Annotated in this window: 25 protein-coding genes; 15 read left to right on the forward strand and 10 right to left on the reverse strand. The window is 52.9% G+C overall.

Translation table 11 applies throughout. From position 1 onward, the window contains the following. Positions 1-167 precede the first annotated feature (167 nt). The 4 genes from N7V53_RS01105 to N7V53_RS01120 all read left to right on the forward strand — a co-directional run bounded on the left by N7V53_RS01105 (position 168) and on the right by N7V53_RS01120 (position 3,872). The gene (locus N7V53_RS01105) at positions 168-1,751 is read left to right on the forward strand and encodes a methyl-accepting chemotaxis protein (protein ID WP_279791628.1); all 1,584 of its coding nucleotides are present in this window, start codon (positions 168-170) and stop codon (positions 1,749-1,751) included. A 348-nt stretch (positions 1,752-2,099) separates the two neighbouring features. Then, positions 2,100-2,339 (forward strand): DinI family protein, encoded by a 240-nt coding sequence (locus tag N7V53_RS01110; RefSeq protein WP_023481865.1) that lies wholly within the window; start codon positions 2,100-2,102, stop codon positions 2,337-2,339. Positions 2,340-2,522: 183 nt separating this feature from the next. Further along, complete coding sequence (locus N7V53_RS01115; RefSeq protein WP_023481439.1) at positions 2,523-3,098, forward strand: YrbL family protein; 576 nt, start codon at positions 2,523-2,525, stop codon at positions 3,096-3,098. Between the two features lie 129 nt (positions 3,099-3,227). Then, the gene (locus tag N7V53_RS01120; protein ID WP_023481668.1) at positions 3,228-3,872 is read left to right on the forward strand and encodes a hypothetical protein; all 645 of its coding nucleotides are present in this window, start codon (positions 3,228-3,230) and stop codon (positions 3,870-3,872) included. On the opposite strand, the gene N7V53_RS01125 is transcribed toward N7V53_RS01120, so the two are convergent. Together N7V53_RS01125 and N7V53_RS01130 are read right to left on the reverse strand one after the other, a co-directional pair. Continuing rightward, a complete protein-coding gene (locus N7V53_RS01125; RefSeq protein ID WP_124968547.1) occupies positions 3,849-5,057 on the reverse strand; it encodes an MFS transporter in 1,209 nt (402 codons plus the stop codon). The genes N7V53_RS01120 and N7V53_RS01125 overlap by 24 nt on opposite strands. A gap of 114 nt (positions 5,058-5,171) precedes the next feature. Continuing rightward, positions 5,172-5,705 (reverse strand): hypothetical protein, encoded by a 534-nt coding sequence (locus tag N7V53_RS01130; RefSeq protein WP_279791632.1) that lies wholly within the window; start codon positions 5,703-5,705, stop codon positions 5,172-5,174. Between the two features lie 322 nt (positions 5,706-6,027). On the opposite strand from N7V53_RS01130, the gene yjbE reads away from it, so the two are divergent. From yjbE to N7V53_RS01145, 3 genes are all read left to right on the forward strand, one after another. Beyond that, entirely contained in the window at positions 6,028-6,279 is a 252-nt protein-coding gene (yjbE, locus tag N7V53_RS01135) for an exopolysaccharide production protein YjbE (RefSeq protein WP_124968549.1), read from the forward strand. Positions 6,280-6,517: 238 nt separating this feature from the next. Continuing rightward, entirely contained in the window at positions 6,518-6,874 is a 357-nt protein-coding gene (locus tag N7V53_RS01140) for a hypothetical protein (RefSeq protein WP_200133204.1), read from the forward strand. Positions 6,875-7,079: 205 nt separating this feature from the next. Then, positions 7,080-7,691: a hypothetical protein gene (locus tag N7V53_RS01145; protein WP_279791633.1), complete on the forward strand. Its 612-nt coding sequence runs from the start codon at positions 7,080-7,082 to the stop codon at positions 7,689-7,691. A 106-nt stretch (positions 7,692-7,797) separates the two neighbouring features. Here N7V53_RS01145 and N7V53_RS01150 read toward each other — a convergent pair whose 3' ends face one another. Next, positions 7,798-8,118, reverse strand: coding sequence for a hypothetical protein (locus N7V53_RS01150; protein WP_279791635.1), 321 nt, complete (start codon positions 8,116-8,118; stop codon positions 7,798-7,800). A gap of 166 nt (positions 8,119-8,284) precedes the next feature. Continuing rightward, on the reverse strand, positions 8,285-8,740 hold the full coding sequence (locus N7V53_RS01155) for a GNAT family N-acetyltransferase (protein WP_279791636.1): 456 nt from the start codon (positions 8,738-8,740) through the stop codon (positions 8,285-8,287). 252 nt (positions 8,741-8,992) lie between these two features. Between N7V53_RS01155 and N7V53_RS01160 the strand changes: the two genes are divergently transcribed. Then, a complete protein-coding gene (locus N7V53_RS01160; protein WP_279791637.1) occupies positions 8,993-10,474 on the forward strand; it encodes a PLP-dependent aminotransferase family protein in 1,482 nt (493 codons plus the stop codon). Between the two features lie 10 nt (positions 10,475-10,484). Here the strand turns inward: N7V53_RS01160 and N7V53_RS01165 are convergent, their stop codons facing one another. Next, on the reverse strand, positions 10,485-11,627 hold the full coding sequence (locus tag N7V53_RS01165; RefSeq protein ID WP_279792695.1) for an MFS transporter: 1,143 nt from the start codon (positions 11,625-11,627) through the stop codon (positions 10,485-10,487). A 194-nt stretch (positions 11,628-11,821) separates the two neighbouring features. Between N7V53_RS01165 and N7V53_RS01170 the strand changes: the two genes are divergently transcribed. Beyond that, positions 11,822-12,283 (forward strand): helix-turn-helix domain-containing protein, encoded by a 462-nt coding sequence (locus N7V53_RS01170; protein WP_279791638.1) that lies wholly within the window; start codon positions 11,822-11,824, stop codon positions 12,281-12,283. Positions 12,284-12,302: 19 nt separating this feature from the next. Here the strand turns inward: N7V53_RS01170 and N7V53_RS01175 are convergent, their stop codons facing one another. Further along, positions 12,303-13,199, reverse strand: coding sequence for a LysR family transcriptional regulator (locus tag N7V53_RS01175; protein WP_279792697.1), 897 nt, complete (start codon positions 13,197-13,199; stop codon positions 12,303-12,305). A gap of 100 nt (positions 13,200-13,299) precedes the next feature. On the opposite strand from N7V53_RS01175, the gene N7V53_RS01180 reads away from it, so the two are divergent. Both N7V53_RS01180 and N7V53_RS01185 read left to right on the forward strand, forming a co-directional pair. Continuing rightward, complete coding sequence (locus N7V53_RS01180; protein ID WP_279791640.1) at positions 13,300-14,130, forward strand: SDR family oxidoreductase; 831 nt, start codon at positions 13,300-13,302, stop codon at positions 14,128-14,130. 90 nt (positions 14,131-14,220) lie between these two features. Further along, positions 14,221-14,706, forward strand: a complete 486-nt coding sequence (locus tag N7V53_RS01185) for a cupin domain-containing protein (protein WP_279791642.1) — start codon at positions 14,221-14,223, stop codon at positions 14,704-14,706. A gap of 536 nt (positions 14,707-15,242) precedes the next feature. On the opposite strand, the gene N7V53_RS01190 is transcribed toward N7V53_RS01185, so the two are convergent. Both N7V53_RS01190 and N7V53_RS01195 read right to left on the reverse strand, forming a co-directional pair. Continuing rightward, the gene (locus tag N7V53_RS01190) at positions 15,243-16,826 is read right to left on the reverse strand and encodes a DUF262 domain-containing protein (protein ID WP_279791644.1); all 1,584 of its coding nucleotides are present in this window, start codon (positions 16,824-16,826) and stop codon (positions 15,243-15,245) included. 342 nt (positions 16,827-17,168) lie between these two features. Beyond that, positions 17,169-17,651: a glutathione peroxidase gene (locus N7V53_RS01195; RefSeq protein WP_279791645.1), complete on the reverse strand. Its 483-nt coding sequence runs from the start codon at positions 17,649-17,651 to the stop codon at positions 17,169-17,171. Between the two features lie 249 nt (positions 17,652-17,900). Between N7V53_RS01195 and N7V53_RS01200 the strand changes: the two genes are divergently transcribed. The 4 genes from N7V53_RS01200 to N7V53_RS01215 are packed head-to-tail and all read left to right on the forward strand — an operon-like array spanning position 17,901 to position 20,358. Further along, complete coding sequence (locus tag N7V53_RS01200) at positions 17,901-18,479, forward strand: cytochrome b (RefSeq protein ID WP_270220741.1); 579 nt, start codon at positions 17,901-17,903, stop codon at positions 18,477-18,479. Between the two features lie 13 nt (positions 18,480-18,492). Continuing rightward, positions 18,493-19,026, forward strand: coding sequence for a tetratricopeptide repeat protein (locus N7V53_RS01205; RefSeq protein WP_279791646.1), 534 nt, complete (start codon positions 18,493-18,495; stop codon positions 19,024-19,026). Next, positions 19,013-19,561 (forward strand): sigma-70 family RNA polymerase sigma factor, encoded by a 549-nt coding sequence (locus N7V53_RS01210; RefSeq protein ID WP_279791648.1) that lies wholly within the window; start codon positions 19,013-19,015, stop codon positions 19,559-19,561. The genes N7V53_RS01205 and N7V53_RS01210 overlap by 14 nt, the downstream gene beginning before the upstream one ends. Next, entirely contained in the window at positions 19,561-20,358 is a 798-nt protein-coding gene (locus N7V53_RS01215) for a hypothetical protein (RefSeq protein ID WP_279791649.1), read from the forward strand. Before N7V53_RS01210 ends, N7V53_RS01215 begins: the two co-directional genes overlap by 1 nt. A 12-nt stretch (positions 20,359-20,370) precedes the next feature. On the opposite strand, the gene N7V53_RS01220 is transcribed toward N7V53_RS01215, so the two are convergent. After that, on the reverse strand, positions 20,371-20,940 hold the full coding sequence (locus N7V53_RS01220) for a YceI family protein (RefSeq protein WP_279791651.1): 570 nt from the start codon (positions 20,938-20,940) through the stop codon (positions 20,371-20,373). A gap of 82 nt (positions 20,941-21,022) precedes the next feature. Beyond that, positions 21,023-21,760 (reverse strand): SDR family NAD(P)-dependent oxidoreductase, encoded by a 738-nt coding sequence (locus N7V53_RS01225; RefSeq protein WP_279791653.1) that lies wholly within the window; start codon positions 21,758-21,760, stop codon positions 21,023-21,025. Positions 21,761-21,879: the final 119 nt, after the last annotated feature.

Here is a 21,879-nt window from a genome sequence, read left to right on the forward strand (position 1 = left end):
TACAGCGTCAAGAAAATGTCATAAAAGTGCCATCTGTTTATATATCAAAATATTAAGCTAAAAATGCTCTGTTTCTGTTCAGATCGATATTAAAGCCCTGCTTAAATAGGTCGATAGTGCTGGCGTGCGCGCCATTTGCGCCTCACCACCAGGGGAAGTGACACAGCATGAAAATTAACCATCTTACTATCGGGCAGCGTCTGGGTTTGTTGGCGACGTTACTGTTACTGGCAACGCTGTTTATGGGGATCCGCGGCCTCGCCATTAACGCTGGCGCACTCGCGCAAAACAAACAGATCATGGCAACCGAAGGCGAAGTTGCGCAGAGCATCGACACCGCGCGTAATGCGCAAGTGCAGTTCAAAATTCAGGTGCAGGAGTGGAAAAACACGCTGCTGCGCGGCACGCAAAATCAGGAAACCTTCGTTAAATACAAAAACGCCTTTGTTGAACAGAGCCAGAAAACGCAGGTGCTGTTAAAAACCCTGAGCGTGCTGCTTCCAAAGATTGGTGTCGCAAACAACGAGGTTGTCAAAACCATCGGCTTGCATGCAAAGCTTGAAAGAGAGTATCTGGATGCCTTGCAGCACTACGATATTGCTGATGCCAGCAGCGTACAGCGGGTCGACCATATGGTGACCGGTATCGATCGGGAACCGACCAAAATGATCGATACGGTGGTGGCGAGCACGCTGCAACAAGCGGCGCATATCCGCCAGCAGACCGAGGCGCACAATAACACCCTGTTTGAAGAGACGCGTCTGATGCTGACACTGGTGATGGCCTTTACGCTGATTGTCGGCATGCTGATCACCTGGTGGTTAATTCGCAGTATTACGCGTCCGCTGGCACAGGCCGTCTCCGTTGCACGCACCGTCGCCGCGGGCGATCTGCAATCCTCCTTCGTCATTTCCGGGCGCGATGAGACCGCCGAACTGATGCGCGCCATGCAGGAGATGAACCGGAACCTGACACGCGTCGTCTCCGGGGTTCGCTCCGGCACTGAAACGATCGCCGGTGCCTCACAGCAGATTGCCAGCGGCAGCCGAGAACTCTCCGCACGCAATGAAGCGCAGGCCAGCGCAATTGAGCAAACCGCCGCCTCAATGGAAGAGCTGACATCGGTGGTGAAAAACAATGCCGATAATTCACGCATCGCCAGTGATATCACCCGTGAAGCCACGCGCGTGGCGAACCAGGGCGGCGAGGTCGTGGAGCGTGTCGTGACCACCATGAGCGAGATCAATCATCTCTCGACCGAGATCAGCAGCATTATCGGCGTGATCGACAGCATTGCGTTTCAGACCAATATCCTGGCGCTCAATGCGGCGGTAGAAGCGGCGCGCGCAGGGACTGAGGGCCGCGGTTTTGCCGTGGTGGCATCGGAAGTGCGCGCCCTCGCCCAGCGCTCCGCCACGGCGGCGAAAGAGATCAGTGAACTGATCCAGCGTTCGGTGAATCGCATTGATGAAGGCAATAAACTGGTGAGAAACGCCGGCAGCGCGATGACCGAAATCATGCAGAGCGTTGAGCGCGTAAGCCAACTTGTCGATACCATTTCGCTGGCCAGCAACGAGCAGAGTGTGGGCATCGATCAGGTCCATGTCGCCATCACGCACATGGACGCCGCAACGCAGCAGAACGCCACGCTCTCACAAGAGTCCTCCGCCGCCGCGCAGGCGATGCAGCAGCAGGCGGAACAACTGGTGGAGATGGTTCGCATCTTCAAACTTCAGCGCGACCCGGCATAAGCACACTTTCGCCAGGGGAATTACAAAGGCTGATGATTAATACACTGATCATCAATTTTATGAATCCCTCCAGCGAAAAATTTGCGTTTGTGCACTTTTGGCCGCCAGGTTATAAAGTGCACAAGTGACGGATATACGCTTTAACAATTTGTACTCTCTTCGCTGGCAGTTTTGATGTCGAAACTGCCATCCTTTATTTCTTCTCCCTGCCTCCCTGCTCCGCCCAATATGCCCGGTTTATGGGCTTGTACGCAGAATGCGCCCCTGTTACACGCTTTAGTCTTGAATACTGATTTTTTATCCAGTATAAATGCTGCACGAAAAATTCAGACTGAATAGGACGACCCTGTGTTTGTTGAACTGGTTTACGACAAGCGTAACGTTGAAGGTTTACCCGGCGCGAGAGAGATTATCCTCACTGAACTGACAAAGCGCGTACACCGCATCTTCCCGGACGCCGATGTGCGGGTGAAACCGATGCAGGCTAACGGCCTGAACAGCGATGCCAGCAAAAGCGATCGCGAAAAGCTGAACCGCATGCTGGAAGAGATGTTTGAAGAGGCGGATATGTGGATGGTTCAGGAGTAAACGTCAATGACGTGATAGGCGCAGCGCGTGGTTTCAGGGTCGCTCTTTACCCCCACCGGGCGACCAAATTTAACATGTGGTGCGCTTATTCCCTGGCTTCCGGGCAAATGTATCAAAGCATTTCTCTCGTTTAGGAAATATTTAACCGCGCAATCTCATAGTATCCGGCAAGGAGAGTAAACCATGCTGATACTAAAAGAGAATATAGGTAGCGGCCGCCACCGCCGGTGTTACCAGCACCCGTTTGATAGTCAAAAATGTGTCAAAACCCTCTATAACCCCGATGACGGTGGGTTAAAAGAGGTGAAGCGCGAAACGCGCTACTACCGCAAAAAATCAGGTTCTATTCAGGCGTGCCAGGCCATTCCCAACTACTACGGTAAAATTCAGACCAATTTTGGCACCGGCCATGTTTTCGATCTGGTCACCGATTACGATGGAAAAATTTCCAAAAGCCTGGCCTTCTACCTGAAGAACAAGCGTCTTTCTCTGCCTCTGCTCGAGGAGAAACTCGCTGAGTTGCGCAGCAATCTCATTGAGTACGGTATCTCGACCATGACGCTGAAAGAGTACAATGTGCTGGTGCGTAAAACCGCGCCGCAAGAGTATGAACTGGTCGTTATCGATAATATTGGCGAAGCCGAATTTGTTCCGCTCTCATCTTATTTCCGCTTTCTTCATCGCCGGAAAATAGACAGGTCAATTAAGCGCTTCAAGCAACGCATCCATAAGATTATCAATACCGTTCAGGCCGCTTGAAAATAACGCAACCGGCTATTTTGCCGGTGCGTTTCCCACCCTGATAAGTCAATAAGCCACTAATCGCAAAGCAGCACAAACCCTCATCCGCTATGTTAGCCCGCTAATTATTATCAACGTGGCAATATTATGAAATTCGATAAACGCCTGACGCCCACCACCGTGATTCTGGCGGTTTTCGCCTGCATCATTCCTTTTTTCGCCGACTTTTCTTTGCCCCTTTATCACGGGCTGTCGGTATCAGTGATAGAAAATGTCCAGGCACTATGGCTGCTGTTTGCTTTTGTTTTCACTTTACGCTTCGCGCTGACCACCCCGCTAACGCCGGAGCGCAAACGTTTCTGGCTCTGGGCTGCGATGTGGTGGCTGGTATTGCTTGGACGCAGCGTCAGCTGGGGCCGCGACTATTTTCCGCATGAACCGCGCCTGCTCTTTCGTGCCATCTCGGTGTTACTGATTGGCGCGCTGGTACTGTTTCCCCTCTTTTCCCATGCGCTACGCCAGCAGATTAGTGACCGCCTGCGCCATCAAACCCTGCTTGTCTGGAGTTTTGCGCTGGTGGTCGTCACCTTCCTGATTTCTGACAGCGTGGAGCACCACCGCGCAATCGCCCACTTCTTCCTGCACAAGCGCGACTATCAGGATTTGATTGAAGAGCTGTATGAGTTTCCCTTTATGATTGGGCTCTTTTATGTCTGCCGCGATCTGATGCGCCGGGAACCGTTAACAGCGCATCAGCCGCAGGAGAGGTCACTCGCGAAGGGGTTGCGTTGATCCTTTTTTGGCGAAGCCGAGCCAGATGAGCAGCGCCGTCAGCGCAATGCTCGCCAGCGTAATAAAAGCCGTGCGCCAGGAGTAGTGCGTCGCCACGGTTCCGGCAAGCGAGGGGCTGATGGCGGCCCCGAAGCCCTGCATCAGCATCACCAGCGCCTGCCCGGCATTAACGTGCCCCGTGCCGTTTAACAGCGAGGCAATAAAGCCGGGCACCGCCACGCCGAGAATACCGGCGCTCATCCCATCAAAAACCTGCACCGGGATCGCCGCCCACGGCGAGGGCCATAGCGCGGCGGTCATTGCGCGAACCGGCAGGATAATCAACGCGATGAGGATCAGTTTTTCATAGCCATATCGCTGGGCGTAGCGCGAGACCATCAGCGCCACCGGGATCATCACGCCCTGCGCTATCACCACCGTCATTGCGGCATACGCGCCAGGATTGAACAGCGCGGCGTTATGGCCTGAAGCTACCTGCATACTCAGCATTGGCAGCTGTGCGGCATTCGACAGATGGAACAGCATCAGGGTCAGCCCGGTGATGGTGAGCGCCGGGATTTTGAGCAGCGTAAAGAGCGACGGGATCTCACCGAGCGTCTCTTCAGGATTGAGCCCGCGCGCAACGCGGTGATCGATATCTTTTTCGCGGATCGCCAGCACCGCCATCAGCGCGCCAAAGGCCATCACCAGCATCAGCAGGAAGACCGCGCCGATGCCCCAGTACCAGCTGGCAACACCGGCCAGCAGCGCCGAAAGCATATTGCCGCCGTGGTTGTAAGCTTCATTGCGTCCCAGCTGATGGGCAAAGCGTTGCTGCCCCACCAGCCCCAGCGTCAGGCCCGCCATTGCCGGGCCGATAAATGCCGCCGATATGCCCGTTGCTACCTGGCTTGCGTAAACCATTAACGAGCCGGGGAAGAACCACAGCAACAGCGTGCCCGCCATGATCAGCAGCGCCGCCACGGCGATAATCGCCCGTTTGCGCGCCGAGGCATCCACCACAATCCCGGAAGGCAGCGTCGCCAGAAGCCCGGCGATACCGCCTGCGGTCATCGCGTAGCCGATCGCTTCCGCGCTCCAGTGATAGTGAATCAGGAAGATCCCCAGAAAGGGACCCAGACCATCCCGCACATCCGCCATAAAGAAGCTGAGTAAACACAACGCCTGAATCGAACGTAATGGCATCTTAAAGTTCTCTTTTTCCATATTCAATGAGCAGGCAGAGTCTACCCTGGCGAAGCGCTACCAGGGTGCGATGAAAGTGTTACAAAAATGTGATTAGTTACGCGACGGTCAGAATTAGCAGGGCCAGCCGAGCTGCTCGCGAATCGCCCTACGGTAGGGCGTGTCGAACACGGCAGGCACCCGGCAGAGGTAGTCCTGCGCATGATCCAGGGTGTCGCCTGATAATGAACGCAAATAATTGAGCGCATCATCGACACAGGGGATCCGCCCTTCAATGCCATTGAAACGCGGTGGCAACGCGGTCCAGATCACCGCATCAAGCTGTCTTGCCGCCGCCCAGGTGGCGAGAGTACCGTCCATATTGCCCGCCAGCACCAGCGAGCCGACGCCATCTTCCCGTGAATACGGGATCTGCTCGCGCTTACGCAGGGCCGCAGTCGCAAGCTCGAGATCGCCGGTATTGAGAAATGCCCAGTGAACCGGAACCGCCGGCGCGTTAATGCAGATCGCCGTTGCCAGCTCGCCCCCATCACCGACGCGGGAAAACTCAATCGGTAAACGCGGGCCATCGGCATGCCAGCGGCTGGCCAGTGGTAAACCATCCGCTTTCCAAATCAGCGATCCCCATCCAAGACAGGCAATGTTCATTCTTGCTCCTTTGTCATTTTTTCCATTCACGACAGCTATAGCGCAGCCCTGTTGCAGGCCGCTGCGTCGCACCTTTTAAGCGTAGGCCGCGCCGCTAAAAGCGCCAGCAGCACGCAGGCATGAATGCGGATCGTCTGAAAATACTCACTGAGATTAAAAACGAGGCGTCGGTAAATCAGTCACTTGATAGCTAGTCAATGAATAAAAAGTTCATACTTAACAAACAGATACAGTTATAAATCCCGCTTTAGCAGCAATAAAAATAGTGTATGGGTGGGTGTCATTGCCCTGATGGAAGTAACGCTAAATGGAGAAGAGAAAGATGAAAATGACAATTGCTGCCCTGGTTTTGATGATAGCGGCGGGTAACGCTGTTGCCGCGCCGGGCTCTGCCCTGGCGCTCAATAGCGGTGAAGCGGCTGGCGCAAACGCCTCTGAATTTGCAGTGGGATCTTCCGCCATTGCAGGGGTGACCGTCGCCACGGCCATAACCGGCCTCGCACTGCTGGCGGCTGGCGGCAATAACGGTTCGAATACTGGCACCACAACGACGACAACCACGTCGACACAGTAAGTTGCGCTTCGCCTTCGATTCAGGCGGCTGCATTGTACGCAAAACGGGAACCTTAGGGTTCCCGTTTTATTTGCGCGCTTGTCAGTGCGAAATTAAATACGCATTCACATATGCGGCCTCAAATAAACCTTGAAGTTTTTGTCTGTCTATTTTCTGTTCAATAGTGACAATTATGGTAGCTTTAATTGCGTCACAATGATGTTAAGATATTTCTGATTGCAATAATTGGAAATATAAGATGAATAAGTTTTTAGCTTTAGTCGTTGGCGTAATGATGGTGACAGGGTGCAGTTCCCGCGTGGCAGACCTGACAGTAGCAAGTACCAAAAATTATAACCTTAACTCCAATAAGTTTGTAAAAGGTGCTCGCGTGAAAGCCGAGGATTCTGCGCCGGTAGTAATTTTCCCGTTAGGTATTCCTAATGTAAAAACCGCCATTGATCGCGCGATTGAAAAAGATCGTTGCTCTGTTGCACTGTCGGATATTGTCGTGACGCAGTTTAACTACTCTTTCCTGTTTGGCAAATTTGGTTACCTCGTTGAAGGTACCCAGGTCATTGACCGTGCTCAGCCGGGTTGTGAAAACGCCAGCTGATGATTACCCGGCCAAGGCCGGGTTTTTACTTTCTATGCTTCACAGAGTTCAGTTTTCCCACGCCTTATTCAGATCGCCTTTATGCTTTGTAACGGCCCGGAAACGTTTTCAGTATGATGTATTGTCATTTTTATAATTAACATCTGAAGATAGGTTTAATTTGCTTTGCCAAAATGGCAAAGTTCATCGCGAAACAGGGGCAAGTATGAGCTCAGATTATAAGGGTAAGAATATTTTTGGTGCTGACATCTATGAAGGAAAGGATGGAGGTATTTATCATAATAAAGATGAAGCAGAACAAAGCTATAAACAGAATAATAACAGCTATGATTCTTCATCTTCGTACAGCAACCAAAACACTGATTACAGTTCACAATCCTCATACCGCTCCTACGCAGGGGGATCATCTGGCATATCAGATAGCGCATGGGACAAAATTTTAGGTGTGGTGCTGAGCACGGTGGGCAGCTGGTTGATCACATGGTTGACGTATTCAATTCAGCACTCGAATCACTCACTTAGTGTACTGTTCAAATTCTTATCATTAGTCTCTTTCGTATTTTTTTGGCCGGGAAAAATCCTTGCAGCCTTGATAGAGAACAACACCATACCCGGTTTTCCGCTGCTTTATATCGCAATCCCGCTTTTGAATTTTTTCTGGCTTTGCCTGATTGGTAAACTCCTACTTAAAAAAGCAAAGTTTAACCGCGTATTCGGCAAATTCAGTTTTAAAAAGCATCGGCAACTTTCATGGTTTAAAGTCGCGTTAGTGCTTCTTTCATTTCAATTAGTTATCGCGCTCAGCGCCTTATTGTAAATAGTTTTACCCGCCAGTTAAGACATATCAGCTGACCGGGTTCGTAATGCGTATAAAAACGGGGGCACCTGTGTATGCCCCGTTTTATTACCCTATCTGCACGGTATTAAACCGGCATAGAGAATGTCGTGACTTTATCCGTTTGCGGATCGATGGCAATGACGCAGATGGCATAGTTACCGCCAAGACGGTCTTTCCTGTCGGATATTTTCAAATTGTAGGTTTGCGAAAAAGAGGTATAGCTGGACGAGTTGGACTCATTCAGCCTGAAGCCAATAAGCTGTTCGAAATAGCTGCGGCTCTTGCCGATGCTGGTTTTGCACTGCTCGTTTGTGAGGGTGCCCACCTTGCTGGCAGAGGCGCTCTGCGGTGCGTTTGTGCCTTGCGGTGTGAGCGCGGCGTTCACCGCGTTCATCCGATCTTGCATACTTTTCTGGAAATCAGCGCATGACGCAGAGGCCAGTATCAGGCCACATAAAAGTACCTTCTTCACTATTTTATCCATCCTGTTCAGGTTAAAACGGTCGCGACGCGTCGCTTGCTTCGAAGCCCTGATTTTTTTTCAAAGGGTACCAAAGGCGAAAAAAATATCGTTATCTCACCTGCATGCGATATTCGATCATGCCGCTTTTCTTCGCCACCCAGTCATATAAACGCTGCCCGCGATAATTAGTTTCGTGGGTGTGCCAGTAGAGATGGCTGGCGTGACGTTTTCTGCTCTCGCGCTGTACATATTCAATCAGCTGCTTACCCGCCTGCTGGCCGCGAAAGGATTCGCAAACATAGAGGTCTTCAAGATAGCAATAATCGCTCTCCGCCCAGGTTGAGCGGTGAAAGAGATAATGAGCAAACCCCACCACCTTGCCGTCATATTTCGCCACCACGCAAAATACCGGCTCAACCGGGCTGAAAAATCGTTGCCACGTGCGTTGAGTCACCGCCTCGGGAATATCCACCTTGTAAAACTCCTGATATTTCTCCCACAGCGGCAACCAGCCCTCATAATCACTCTCGATGACCGCTTCAATAGTAAAAATATTATTACTCATAGTCATGACCTCTCTTTTTTATATCTGTTACGTGCCCGGCAGGCGTAAATAAGCTGCACCGAAATCGATCCCGGCGGTAATTTCCTACCCATTGAATGGAAATAACTCATTACGCTTGCGAAATGATTATAAGCAGGCAATGGCACGTTTAGCCCCACCAATTTTGGCGTACAGAGCAGACCAATTTAGGTTCGGCATTTGCCCCTGTTGCTTTAGACTGGCGGCTAAGATGCGTCATGGCGGGGAGAGCCGATGTTTAAGCATGCACAACTGGAAACGGTGAAAGCGTGGATGATCGATCCTGCCAACGGATCATTGCCGCTGCATGAGAGGATCCAGCGGGCGATACGCACGCTTATCCTCGACGGGATCTTGTCTGAGGGGAAAGCGCTTCCCGCCTCCCGCGCGCTGGCAGCATCGCTTACGGTCTCGCGGGATACCATTGAAGCCGCCTATAGCCGCCTGCATGCGGAGGGGTTTATTGAACGGCACACCGGAAAAGGGAGCTTCGTCTCGCCCCGTACCCGGCTGCTGAAATCGCAGGCCAGGCAGCGCCGTTCAAGCGCTGGAGTACGCAAACCCGCGCTCAGCGCCCGGGGAGAGGTCATCTATCAAAGCGGAGGGGTGCGCGAATTTTCCCGCCCTCGCCCGCTGGCACCGGGTATTCCTGAAACACGGTTATTCCCGATCCCTACCTGGGAGCGCCTGCAGCGCCAGGTGCTGAAAGAGTATCGTCACCAGGCTCTCGATCAAAGCCCGCCCCAGGGTATGGAACGGTTACGACGGGCGATCGCTGAGTATGTCAACCTGGAGCGTGGCGCGCACGCTACGCCAGATCGCATCATCATTGTCACCAGTTCCCAGCAGGCACTCGCACTCTGCGCAAACGTGCTGATGGACAACAACGATGGCGTGGTGATTGAAGATCCCGCCTATCAGGGAGCGCATAAAGCCTTCAAAGCGGCCGGGCTGAACACCCTGCCGGTTGCGCTGGATGAGAACGGCCTGTCGATTGAGCAACTTAACGCGCTGAGCGAACCGGCAAAGGCGATCTATCTCACCCCTTCTCATCAGTACCCTACCGGCGCCACGCTCTCACTCGATCGGCGGCTGGCGGTGATCGACTGGGCAAACCGGCACCAGGCGTGGATCATTGAGGATGATTACGACAGTGAATTTCACTATGAAGGCAAGCCAATGGCCTGCGTACAGGGGCTGGATGGATCTGATCGGACGATCTATATCGGCACCTTCACGAAGTCACTGTTTCCGGGGCTGCGCCTCGCCTATCTGATCGTTCCCGATGAGCTGGTAGAGCCGCTGACGGTGGCGCGCACGTTAATGGATGGTCATACCGCCTCTATTCCCCAGTTGACGCTGGCTAAATTTATCGAGGGTGGGCACTTTGGTGCCTATGTGCGGATGATGCGCGGCGTCTATGTTGCGCGGCGTGACAAACTGGCCAGCCTGATCGAGCAGCACCTCGCTGATTTCGTCACCTGGGTGACGCCAGCGGGTGGCATGCAGATGCCCTGCCACCTGAGAGAGGGGATCGCAGAAGCTGAGATCGCCCTCGCCGCCCGCCGCGCGGATGTCGATATGCTCGGGCTGACCGCGTTATATGCAGGCCAGCCTGCCTCAACGGGTTTTCTGATGGGCTTTGCCGCCTACAACGAGCGGGAAATGGAGTCCGCTGTGTTGAAACTTGCGGCGATTTTTCGCGCGCGCGGATGAGGGTAGCTATCTATCTTTTTTTGCACCAGAGCAGAAACGCGCAGGCGCTGACGCCTGCCCCGGCTATGCAGACCGCGCTCCAGCCAAAGTGAGCGTAGAGCTGGGTGGCAATAATTGCGCCCGTTGCGCTGCCCGTCGAGTAAAAACACATATACGCGCCCACCAGGCGGCTTGCGGCCTCTGGCCTGGCGGCGATGAGTGTGCTCTGGTTGATTACGTGCACCGTCTGCACGGCGAAGTCCAGCATAATAATGCCGACAACCAGCCACAGCAGAGAAGATTCGATGCCAGCGATGGGCAACCATGAGAGCGTCAGCATGACCAGCGCGGCCCCGCAGGCGCTGCGTCCCCAGCCTCTGTCAGCCCAGGCACCCGCCTTCGCCGCCGCCAGCGCACCGGCCACCCCAGCCAGGCCAAACAAGCCAATCTCAGTATGGGATAACGACAGCGCGGTGAGCGGCAACACCATTGCGCTCCACAACATGCTGAACGCAGCGAAGATAAGCAGCGCGAACGCACCGCTTCTTCGCAACTGCGGCTCGGTAATAAAGAGCCTGAAAACCGAGCGCAGCAGAGAGAGATAAGTCGCGGTGCGCTTCTCAACGGATGGCGCGGGCGCCGCTTTCGCCACCACGCAGGCCATCAGCACTATCAGGCAGGCTGAAGTCAGGTAAACCGCCCGCCAGCCGGCAAAATCCGCCAGACTGCCGGCGACTACGCGGGAGAGCAGAATGCCCGACACAATGCCGCTGGTCACCGTGCCGACAATCTTTCCGCGTTGCTCCGGTGCCGCCAGGATGGCGGCCCAGGCCACCACCAGCTGCACCACCACCGCCAGCAGGCCAGTAAAGAACAGCGCACAAAGCAGAGTGACAAAATTGGGCGCTAATCCGGCTGCCAGCAGTGCCGTAGCCGAGAACGACAGCAGCGTGATGGTGAGGGTTTTTCGGTTGATCCCATCCCCGAGCGGCACAAGAAAAATCAACCCGAGCGCGTAGCCCGCCTGGGTTGCTGTTACCACGCTGCCAATCACCCCCTGGGGAATATTGAGAGTGAGCGCGATGGATTCCAGTAAAGGCTGTGACGCGTAAACATTTGCCACCGACAGCGCGCTTACCAGCGAAAACAAAAAGACAATGCCCGGTTTCAGCACCAACGCAGCGCCAGATGCTGCATCCTGCGTAATCCCCGCCTCTACACTCAATTTATTCCTCATCACGCCTGCCCATTCTGGTTGCTTTTTAAAACCACAAGAGCGACAGAGATAGCATTCGAGGTTTTCTTTTGCAACCAGTTTGCGCGGAACTTATACTCATCTTCCTCAAAAGAGGTGCCAGGAGTACAGAAATGGCAAAACAGGAATCCCTCAGAACCAGTGAATGCCCCGTGGCCCGAACCCTCGAGTCGATTGGCGAGCGCTGGTGTTTGATGATCATCCGGGAAGCGTTTGACGATGTGCGCAGGTTCAGTGAGTTTCAAAAAAATCTGGGGCTGGCGAAAAACATCCTCGCCGCTCGCCTCAAACTGTTAGTTGAGCACGGCATCTTTGAGATCTGCCCGGCCTCCGATGGCAGCGCCTACAGTGAATATGTGCTGACCGACAAAGGCCGCGCGGTGTTTCCGATTGTGGTGGCGATGCGGCAATGGGGTGAGCGCTACCTCTTTGCCGAGGGAGAGGTGCACTCTGTGCTGGTGGATAACACCAGCGGTCAGCCTCTGCAGCCGTTACGTGTCTGTTCCGCAGAGGGGAAAAAAGTGGAGCCGGCGGATTGTCACCGCCAGCGGGTGACGTCAGGTGGCAAAGCGTAGTCGTTACGTCGGTTACCGCTCATCCGCGCTGCATCGCTTTTACCCTGTCGACAAAAAGCCTCAATGCAACGGGCATATGGCGATGTTGCGGAAAATAGAGCGCAATCCCTGCTGACGACACCGCCCAGTCGTCAAGCAGCGTCACCAGCCGCCCGGCGTCCAGATGCTGGCGGGCATAGCGCTCCGGCATATAGGCAATGCCCAGCCCGGCGACGGCGGCTTCGACCATCAACGCGCTGTTATTCAGCGTCAGGCTACCCGGCACATCCAGCTCGAACTGCACTTCACCCTGCTGATACTCCCAGTGATAGCGTTTTCCGCCCGGCAAACGCTGGCGCAAACAGCTGTGTTGCATCAGGTCTTGCGGATGCGCGATTGTTGGCCGCCCTGCCAGATAACCGGGCGAGGCCACCGTTACAAAGCGCAGCGGCCCGCTGAGAGGAATGGCGATCATATCGCCCGGCACATCTTCAACCAGACGAATGCCGGCATCAAAGCCCTGCTCAACGATATCGACCAGTTGCCCCTGCGCCACCAGATCAATTTCAATTCCCGGCTTTTGCTGGATAAAGTCCGGCAACACCGTTTCCAGCAGCAGGCTTATCGCCGTATCGCTGGCGCTGATGCGCAGCGTGCCATAAGGCTGCTGCGCATTAGCGCTCACATCATTTAGCAACTCATCCATCTCAGCCAGCAGCGGCGACAGGCGCGCCATCAGCATTTCCCCTGCCCCGGTGAGCGCAACGCTGCGGGTGGTGCGCAGGAAGAGCTGCACGCCGAGCGTATTTTCCAGCCCTTTGATCGTGTGACTCAGTGACGAGCGTTTAAGCCCAAGCAGATCGGCCGCGCGGCTAAAGCTACGCTGCTCGGCAACGGTTTTTATCGCTAACAGTTCGTTCCAGGAGGGACGCTTCATTGTTGAATATTCCACACCAGCTCATTCCAGTTCAAGGCGATTATGGCATCAATCATTCGTTTTATGATTGTTTCCACTTTATCAAACGGAGATAAGCATAATGAAAACCTGGCTAATAACCGGCGCATCCAGCGGTCTGGGTCGCCTGATGTGTGAAACGCTGCTGGCGCGCGGCGATCGCGTGGTTGCAAGTGTGCGCAAGAGCACCGTGCTGGAAGAGATGGCGGCGAAGTATGGCGACCTTTTGCAGGTCATCGTGCTCGATCTGAGCCAGTCGGCAACGATAAAACCAACCGTCGAGGCGGCATTTTCTCAGGCGGGGCGCATCGATGTGGTGGTCAGCAATGCCGCCTACGGCCTGTTTGGTGCCGCCGAGGAGCTGAGTGATGCCCAGATTGAGCGGCAGATCGCCACCAATCTTACCGGCTCCATTCAGCTGATCCGCGCCGCAATCCCATTGTTGCGGCAGCAGGGCGGCGGGCGCATTGTGCAAGTTTCGTCAGAAGGGGGGCAGATCGCCTATCCTAATTTCAGTCTCTATCATGCGACCAAGTGGGGAATTGAAGGCTTTGTCGAAGCGGTTCGCCAGGAAGTGGCAGCGTTCGGCATTGACTTCTTGCTGGTCGAGCCGGGTCCGACGGCGACGCAATTCGGTGCGGGTCTGGATATTGCCGATGCCCTGCCCGCCTACCGTGATACGCCAGCGGGGGCACTGCGCTCCGCGCTATTTTCGGGCGAGTTTGCGATTAAGGGAGATGCTGAGAAATGCGTGGCGGCGATGATTTCGGCGGCGGATGCTGCCAGCCCCCCACTTCGCCTGCCGCTCGGCAGCACGGCTTATGAGAATATCAACGCCGCGCTGGAAACACGCCTTGAAGCGTTGCAGAAGATGAAAGCGGTAGCGTACAGCGCCGATCGTTCGCAGAAGTAAGCGGATAAGGCAAAGATATTAACGGATCGGGTAAGGTGGCATTGTCGTTAAGAAACTGAGCCTGAACTCAGATAACTATGGAGTGACGTTATGAGCGATACATTGACCATAAAAAACTTCAATAAAGTAAATGACGTACGTTTTGAGCGAGAGCCACTTTATGCCTCAGAGGGAGGTTCGCTCACCTCCGGCACGCTGGCCCAAAAGCTTGGTGCTTCTGTGGATACGCTTCCTCCGGGGAAAAGATCGACGCCCTTCCATTTCCATCATGTTCAGGAGGAGATGTTTATTATTCTGAAGGGTAACGGCACGCTGAGGATCGCCGAACGGATGGTTGCCATCGAAGAGGGAGACGTTATCACCATTCCACCGGGAAAAGCGTGGCCGCATCAGATTATCAATACCTCCTCCCTGCCGCTGATGTATATGTCTGTCAGCACCATGGAGTTGCCCGAAGTGTGCGAATACCCGGATTCGGATAAATATTTAGTGAAATCAACAAACCAGAAAGATGATGGCTTCAGGGTGGTCGATTTCAGGGGCAAAGGCGTCGATTACTGGGAAGGCGAACCGTGAGGGAGGGAATGTAGCGTATCGGATTGGCAGGAGTCATGCCCGCTTTGCGCAACCAGCAGGCATGCTCCTTGAGCTGAAGGTCTGCTATGAGCGAGAAACGGACTTTAGGATGATATGTTAGGTAACATAGAAATGAAGATCTAAAAACGGATGCCACTTCCAGTGAAAGAAAACAATTGCCAGACCTGTAATCAGCCAATGAGTGAGACACCAGACACATTGAATTTTGACTGTGGCGGAGACTGTTTAAGTTGCATGGCCTGGCATGGCGATCCAGACGCATTGGAGGTGGTTGAAAGACATACAGATGAAAAATTTGATGTCAGTGGACATCGAAAGCTTTCATGTAAGGTTTAAAGTCAGCCATGAGCGAGGATCGGACACAACGTTTTGTGTAGAACGGTAAGCCTACGGAGTTATATAACAATTTATTATTAGAGTTCTTCCATCATACACAACATTCCTCTTGGAGAAAGAATCATGCGAAAAGCCTTCAACTATAGAAGGCTTTTATTTGATAAAAATTTTACTCACTGCTAATTCTTGGCAGACATATTGCAATACGGGTGAGTTAACTGAGTATTTTTTGCCGAACCTTTACCACCATCTGCAACTCTTTTGATGTGATCATACGAGACAGATTTTGAAGGATCTAAATATCCTTTACAGATAGGGCATGTAATTGCTGAAGCTAATGCAGTATCAATGAATACAGAATTCTTCGCTTCCTCACTAATTTTAGTTGCATTACTCACACTTGTTCCAGACAGTATATTACCTTCAAAGTGAGCAAGCTGGAGTATTTCACTTTCTGTAAGGCTGAAATCACTCATACCCTTGCGTTTCTTTTTCACCTCAAGAAGAAAATCAATCATTGACTCAAATAAATTAGAGTAATATTCAGTTCTTTTCTTATGTCCTGCTCTATTCACTAACGATGCTAGCATTGGCTTATTATTTATTAGTGTTTTCTCTAGATTAAACCTAATGGTTGTGAATCTTTTGAAGAAATCCTTGTCATTAAATTTTAATTTTTTCGCTATCAACAGAGTCGTCCCTAAAAACATAGGGTTAACATGTCTTCCTGATGCACTATAAAAATATACGGCCGGATGTAATCCTAAACTGCCCTTGTCATTTCCAGTAATCCAATTTAGTAATTTTGTGGTTTTTTCCAAAACAATAACTGTTTCACCTCCATCTGAATCTTCGACTTGATTAAGCAATTCTTTTTGATAATTTTCGCTCTGGGACACGGAAATAGACATAAGATCTATTAGGATATCAAGAGCCAACCTCACGCCGCGTGAGCCACCCAGAGGTAGGTCGAGTGTTTTGATTTGAGATTTAACGTCTGGGTCGAAAAGAGAGGAGTTTATATTTGAGGAAAGTTGCTCTATCTTTTTAGTTTTATCCTCAGGGAAAGAGGACCAGTATCTATGTCCTTTTCCTGCGCGTATTATTGCTCTAGCTGCAATGGATATAGGTTTCTTCCTATGCCGAAGTAAAGTTTCCTCAACCTCATCTAAAGGAGTCCCTTTTTTATTTATATTGAAAAAAGACGTTTCTGCCTTATCAGAATCACCTTTAACCCACTGGACTTGCAAAGCTCTTACGTAAATATTTGTAAGCCTTCTACTCTCATCATGGTCATTATTAGAATCCTGCATTTTCCTTTCTATCTCAGACCATTTACCAACTGTGGAGTCAACCAATTCTCTTGTCTTCTGTGCGATCTTTCTTTGTTCTCCGGAAATACTGTTCCCAAAGAATTTCTGCGATATAGTACCATCACCATAGTCATTTTCTTTCCATGCTCTTAAGACACTAAGCCTATGTCCACCGTCTATAACAAACACAAAAGAACTCTTCCATAAAATCACGGATGGTATTAAATCACCTGTAACAAAACTCTTTAGCAATGATACTACTTGTTCTGGAGTCCAGTGATTTGTTTCCCTCTGAAAATCTGGCTTTCTGAGTAAACCAGATAACATGCCGATATCTCTCATCGCTATGTTTTGTATAGATTCGAAAGATAAATCATTGTCGGATTGAGCAGAGAAATCTTCTCTTGAAATCATCGCATCCAAATTAACAAGGTTAGCTTTGCTTGCCATTCATTTTTTCCTTTATCGTAGGGCTCTGCTTAGATTAAATAAAGAATGAACAATAAATTCCGTTTTTCTGCCATTACTGCTTAACTTACTTTCAACAAAATAGTTTATTTTTTCACAAACGGTTTTAGCGAAAATTTGATTTCGTTCACAAATAGACGAAAAGTGGGTAATAATCACATGTTATTTTTAATAACACGTAATAAAAACGATATCAATTTTTTATACCAAAAAATGTTATTAATGTCTGTTTTTGGCACATAGCGGACGCTTTTCTCGCCCCTTGCCTGCCTCCCCCGCCTGTGCCCCCGCACGCTAAATGACACCGCCAATTAAGCGCTCAACTCAGCTTTCAAGCGCAGCAACTATGGCCGCTTCCATCTTCTCCGGCTTGGTAAACGGCGCAAAGCGCTTGATCGGTTGTCCGTCGCGGCCGATCAGGAACTTGGTGAAGTTCCACTTGATTCGCTCCCCCAGCACGCCGGGCAGCGCCTTTTTCAGGTAACGAAACAGCGGATGCGCGGCGGCGCCGTTGACCTCGATTTTCTCAAACATCGGAAAGCTCACACCGTAATTAATGTGGCAGGTCTGCGCGATGTCGTCCGCGCTGCCGGGCTCCTGTTTACCAAACTGGTTGCAGGGAAAACCGAGCACCACCAGCCCCTGGGCGGCATATTTCTGGTAGAGCGTTTCGAGGCCGGCATATTGTGGCGTGAAGCCGCAATGGCTGGCGGTATTAACGACCAGCACCACCTTTCCCGCGTAGTCGGCCATCGGAACAGGCTCGCCGCTAAGGCTGGTGGCGTTAAGTTGATGAAAAGTGCTCATATGAGGTCCTCGTAGCAGAACAGGTCGACATTACCGCTCAGCGCGTTGCAACAGCAGGTATCTGGAGGCACATGGTGGCAAAGTTGGCGCTAAACAACAACAAACTGCGCCGCTTCGCGGTTTTGCGGCGTGATAGCCGCCTCTTTTTAGCGCCGCTCGCCGGAATAAAAAACAAAAAACATTTTTTTATCGAATAGATCCACAAGGTGCGGCGTTTACCCATCATTAACACACTGATGGGATCGCTTTATGACCGCAACAACGCCTGCGCTGACACGACAGCGCTACGATAGTTTTACCCTGATACTGCACTGGATCACCGCAGCCAGCGTCATTTTCCTCTTTGCCAGCGCACATATCTGGGAGCTGCTGGAGCGCGGGACGCCGCTGCGAAAAGGGTTGCAGGCCGTGCATATCTCTTGCGGCATTCTGCTGGCATTAGTGATGGTTGTCCGCCCGCTCTGGCGGCTCTTCAGCCAGCGCTCTCGCCAGTTCTCGATGCCGCCGCTCGAAGGTTCGACTCTGGCGAAAGGGCTCGCGCATGGCATGCACGGCGCGCTCTATCTGCTTCTTTTTACCCAAATCGTGCTCGGTTTTCTTTTCCGCTGGTCGCAGCACGAGCCTTTCCAGTTTTTTGGTCTGTTCGACCTGACAGGCTGGGTCGAAATTACCCCCACCCTGCGGCATACCCTTGCTGAGTGGCATGACACAGTGGCATGGGCGCTGATCTCACTGGCACTTGTGCATGCGCTCGCCGCGCTTTTCCATCACTACCTGTTACGGGACGGCGTACTGCGTCGCATGCTGCCCGGACGTGCTTTTCGTTAACCTGGAGTCCACCATGAAATTACCTATCGCCGTGATTCAACGTCTGCTGCCTGTGGCCTTTGTTCTGTTAAGCGCGCCGGTCTTTGCCGCCGGGGACGATAGCAGCAACAGCAAAACGCCCGATTGCCCAACCGGGCAGGTGTATGACAGTTCGACAAAGCAGTGCGTGCCCGAAAAAACAAGCCAGCTTAGTGATGAAGATAAAACCCGTTACGCCTATCATCTGGCAAAAAAAGGCGAGTATCAGGCCGCGCTGAATTTGCTCAACACGCTGAAAAATGCCGATACGGCTGAAGCGTGGAATTATCGCGGCTACGCCACGCGCAAACTGGGGCGTACGGACGAGGGTATCGGCTATTATCAGCGCGCTATCGCCCTCGATCCCACCTATGCCAAAGTGCGCGAATATCTGGGTGAAGCGTGGCTTATCAAAGGGCGTCCTGACCTGGCGAAAGCGCAATTGAAAGCCATCGCTACACTCTGCGGGCAGAGTTGCGAAGAGTATCGGGATCTCGAGGTGGCAATTAACGGCCATGCTGAATCCTGAGGAAAGGTATGAGGATAAAAAAATCACTAGCAGTGACGTCCGCCAGCATCTTGCTGAACATCTGACACGCCTGTGGCGCTATGGGCTGGTGCTGTCGCGCAATCGTGAGGTTGCCGAGGAGCTGGTTCAGTCTACCTGTGTGCGCGCGCTGGAAAAAAGCGCGCAGTTCACCCCCGGCACGCGCATCGACAGCTGGTTATTCACTATTCTGCACTCCATCTGGATCTCAGATGTGCGTGCCCGCCGGGTGCGCCTCGGGCAGGGCTTCGTCGAAAGCGATGAACTGCTGGCGCCCGATACCCATGAGCAGGATGAGGCTCGCCTGCACTATGGAAAAATCATGCAGCACGTGAGCGACCTGCCGGAAGCGCAGCGCAACGCGGTCTTTTTGGTCTATGTCGAAGGTTTTACCTATCAGGAAGCGGCAGATACCTTGTCTGTGCCGATTGGCACCATCATGAGCCGGCTGGCAACGGCGCGGGCGAAACTCGCCCAGCTTGTTCACGCCCCGCGACCTGTACAGGAGAAGCGATAGTGAAAACCATTAGATTTACAGCGCCCTACAGCGATGAGGCGATCGTCGCCTGGCTGGATGGCGAAATGGAGGCAAGCGATGCCCGGCGCTTCGAGGCCGCGCTGGCTGAGGATACACAGCTCGCCGCACGCACTGACACGTTAAGGCTTAACCAGCAAGAGATTGCCAGCGCTTTTGCGCCACTGCTTAATGAAGCACCGCAGTCACGTCTGGAAGCACAACTCGCCCCCCTGCTCGCCGGGCCCGCGGCAACCGCACCGAAGGCCAATGGCGTCAGCCGACGGGCGCTAATCGCCGCCTCGCTCAGTTTTCTGGTGATCGGTTCAGGGCTGGGCTATCTGGCGCGTCCTGCGACGAAGGCGTTGGGAGAGAGCGAAAAAATCCGTGACCTTGAGGCGCAATATATGTCGCTCTACAGCGCAGAGACGCTGCTTGATGCAGACAGCTCGCCCACGGCATTGCAGCGCGGGCTGGCGCGCACTGCGCAGGACATCGGTTTACGGGCGAATGAGCAACAACTTGAACTGCATGGAGCAGAGCTGAAAATGGTGCGCATCCTGCGCTATGACGCCACCTCCATTGCGCAGATTGCCTGGATGCATGCCGATTATGGCCCGATGGCGCTCTGTATCTCCCCGGACAGCCAGCCCGCGCGCACGGAGCTGAATCACGAGCAGCGCCACCAGATGAACCTTGTCTGGTGGCACTCAGGTGGTTACCAGTTTGTGTTGATTGGCCGCAACCCCACGTCCCAGCTGAAGCAAAACGCGCTCACCCTGCAGGCGGCGCTTTCATAGTCAAAGGCGCGCTCAGACGGCCCGGTGCAGGCGGGCCTGAATCGCAATAGTGATTGTTACGTTGTCATCAACTAGCGCCGCGAAACGGGTCATGTTGAACGCCGAGCGTGAAATCGTGGTTGTTGCATGCAGGGAAAGGCTCTCTGGCCCGCTGGTTTTATCATTCAGTAAGGCATCCAGAATCACCGGGCGCGCGATGTCCTTCACCGCCAGAGTGCCCAGAATCCGATAATGGCCCTGCCCCACAGCCACCACGCGGCTGCTGGTGAAGGTGATATTCGGGTAGCGTTCAGCGTCAAAAAAGAGGCTGCTTTTCATCTGCCAGGTTAACAGCTGATTAGAAGCATTCAGCGTTGCCACCGGAATGGCAACATGGACAGTGTCATCTCTGTCGTTGTTGGCATTGAGGGCAATATCCCCGGTGACATTTCCCAGCCTGGCCTGTGACATATCGCCAAATGCCTGCCAGGAGAGAGTAATGGTGGTCTCTTGCGAATTAATACGGTAGTCAGCCGGGCTGGCATATACCGAAAAGGCGCTGAGCAGAAATCCGAGAGCGAGGGCAGGCACGATACGCGTCATTTTGATAATCCCTGGGGTGTTTAGCGTATAAACGTGCCAACCCGGTTTTTTATTCGATTCCCTTTTGCTGAGTGTGAAAGCGCTACGGTTGCAGCGCTTCGCGGGTTGGGCCCTGGAAGTAAATCTGGCCGATATGGCAACTCCGCGGCTGCGTCAGCACAAAACGGATCGTCTCCCAGACCGAACGCCCGTTCAGCAGACGCTCGCCCATTTTCGCCTGACTTCCGGCAAGGGTGTCTAATCCTGTCACTTCGAAATCGGGCGGATAGAGCCCGGTAACCCGAATATTCTCTTCGCTGAGCTGCTGAGAGACTTTAGTGATAAAGCCGCTAAGCCCATGTTTGCTGGCGAAAAATGCGGGGTGGGCAATGGAGTCCGTAAAGTTCGGGATGCCGCATGAAGAGATGATGGCGACGATATCCGCACTCTCCGATCGCCGAAGCCCCGGCAGCAACGCCTGCGTCAGCAGAATCGACCCTGTCACGCCAGAATTGAGGGTCGTGATAATGTCTGCCGCAGGCTGCTCGTCTAAGGTGCCTGACAACCACTGCGCAGCATTGAGGATCAACATGTCGATGGGCTTGTCTGAGGCTAACAGTTGGGTAGAAAAGTGAGAGAGGGATTCAGGCTGGGCTAAATCACACAGATACCCTCTGGCGATGCCGCCCTCCGCGGTAATGATGCCGCAGGTTTTTTGAATATCCTCAGCCCGCCGCGCAGAAAAATCGATCTCAACACCCTCGCGCGCCAGCCATACGCAGAGCGCCTGGCCAAATCCGCCACCACCGCCGGTAATAACCGCTCTTTTACCTTTCAGCATCTTCATCTCCTCTTTTTTCTCTGTGAAGGGAGATATACATGAGGAGGCGGGGTGGCATCTTTCCGTTCGTGCCATTTCATCTTAACAAACATGGACCATTAGCCGGCCTGAAACTGCAC

It is taken from the genome of Kosakonia sp. HypNH10 (assembly GCF_029850615.1).
GTDB lineage: Bacteria > Pseudomonadota > Gammaproteobacteria > Enterobacterales > Enterobacteriaceae > Kosakonia > Kosakonia cowanii.

Coding starts and splice junctions, on each gene's coding strand:
- N7V53_RS01225 (WP_279791653.1), bottom strand. CDS start 21,760: ATGCTGAAAGGTAAAAGAGCGGTTATTACCGGCGGTGGTGGCGGATTT.
- N7V53_RS01210 (WP_279791648.1), top strand. CDS start 19,013: ATGCTGAATCCTGAGGAAAGGTATGAGGATAAAAAAATCACTAGCAGT.
- N7V53_RS01115 (WP_023481439.1), top strand. CDS start 2,523: ATGCTGATACTAAAAGAGAATATAGGTAGCGGCCGCCACCGCCGGTGT.
- N7V53_RS01175 (WP_279792697.1), bottom strand. CDS start 13,199: ATGAAGCGTCCCTCCTGGAACGAACTGTTAGCGATAAAAACCGTTGCC.
- N7V53_RS01155 (WP_279791636.1), bottom strand. CDS start 8,740: ATGAGTAATAATATTTTTACTATTGAAGCGGTCATCGAGAGTGATTAT.
- N7V53_RS01130 (WP_279791632.1), bottom strand. CDS start 5,705: ATGAACATTGCCTGTCTTGGATGGGGATCGCTGATTTGGAAAGCGGAT.
- N7V53_RS01170 (WP_279791638.1), top strand. CDS start 11,822: ATGGCAAAACAGGAATCCCTCAGAACCAGTGAATGCCCCGTGGCCCGA.
- N7V53_RS01195 (WP_279791645.1), bottom strand. CDS start 17,651: ATGAGCACTTTTCATCAACTTAACGCCACCAGCCTTAGCGGCGAGCCT.
- yjbE (WP_124968549.1), top strand. CDS start 6,028: ATGAAAATGACAATTGCTGCCCTGGTTTTGATGATAGCGGCGGGTAAC.
- N7V53_RS01200 (WP_270220741.1), top strand. CDS start 17,901: ATGACCGCAACAACGCCTGCGCTGACACGACAGCGCTACGATAGTTTT.
- N7V53_RS01145 (WP_279791633.1), top strand. CDS start 7,080: ATGAGCTCAGATTATAAGGGTAAGAATATTTTTGGTGCTGACATCTAT.
- N7V53_RS01160 (WP_279791637.1), top strand. CDS start 8,993: ATGTTTAAGCATGCACAACTGGAAACGGTGAAAGCGTGGATGATCGAT.
- N7V53_RS01150 (WP_279791635.1), bottom strand. CDS start 8,118: ATGCAAGATCGGATGAACGCGGTGAACGCCGCGCTCACACCGCAAGGC.
- N7V53_RS01105 (WP_279791628.1), top strand. CDS start 168: ATGAAAATTAACCATCTTACTATCGGGCAGCGTCTGGGTTTGTTGGCG.
- N7V53_RS01220 (WP_279791651.1), bottom strand. CDS start 20,940: ATGACGCGTATCGTGCCTGCCCTCGCTCTCGGATTTCTGCTCAGCGCC.
- N7V53_RS01120 (WP_023481668.1), top strand. CDS start 3,228: ATGAAATTCGATAAACGCCTGACGCCCACCACCGTGATTCTGGCGGTT.
- N7V53_RS01190 (WP_279791644.1), bottom strand. CDS start 16,826: ATGGCAAGCAAAGCTAACCTTGTTAATTTGGATGCGATGATTTCAAGA.
- N7V53_RS01185 (WP_279791642.1), top strand. CDS start 14,221: ATGAGCGATACATTGACCATAAAAAACTTCAATAAAGTAAATGACGTA.
- N7V53_RS01205 (WP_279791646.1), top strand. CDS start 18,493: ATGAAATTACCTATCGCCGTGATTCAACGTCTGCTGCCTGTGGCCTTT.
- N7V53_RS01180 (WP_279791640.1), top strand. CDS start 13,300: ATGAAAACCTGGCTAATAACCGGCGCATCCAGCGGTCTGGGTCGCCTG.
- N7V53_RS01140 (WP_200133204.1), top strand. CDS start 6,518: ATGAATAAGTTTTTAGCTTTAGTCGTTGGCGTAATGATGGTGACAGGG.
- N7V53_RS01125 (WP_124968547.1), bottom strand. CDS start 5,057: ATGCCATTACGTTCGATTCAGGCGTTGTGTTTACTCAGCTTCTTTATG.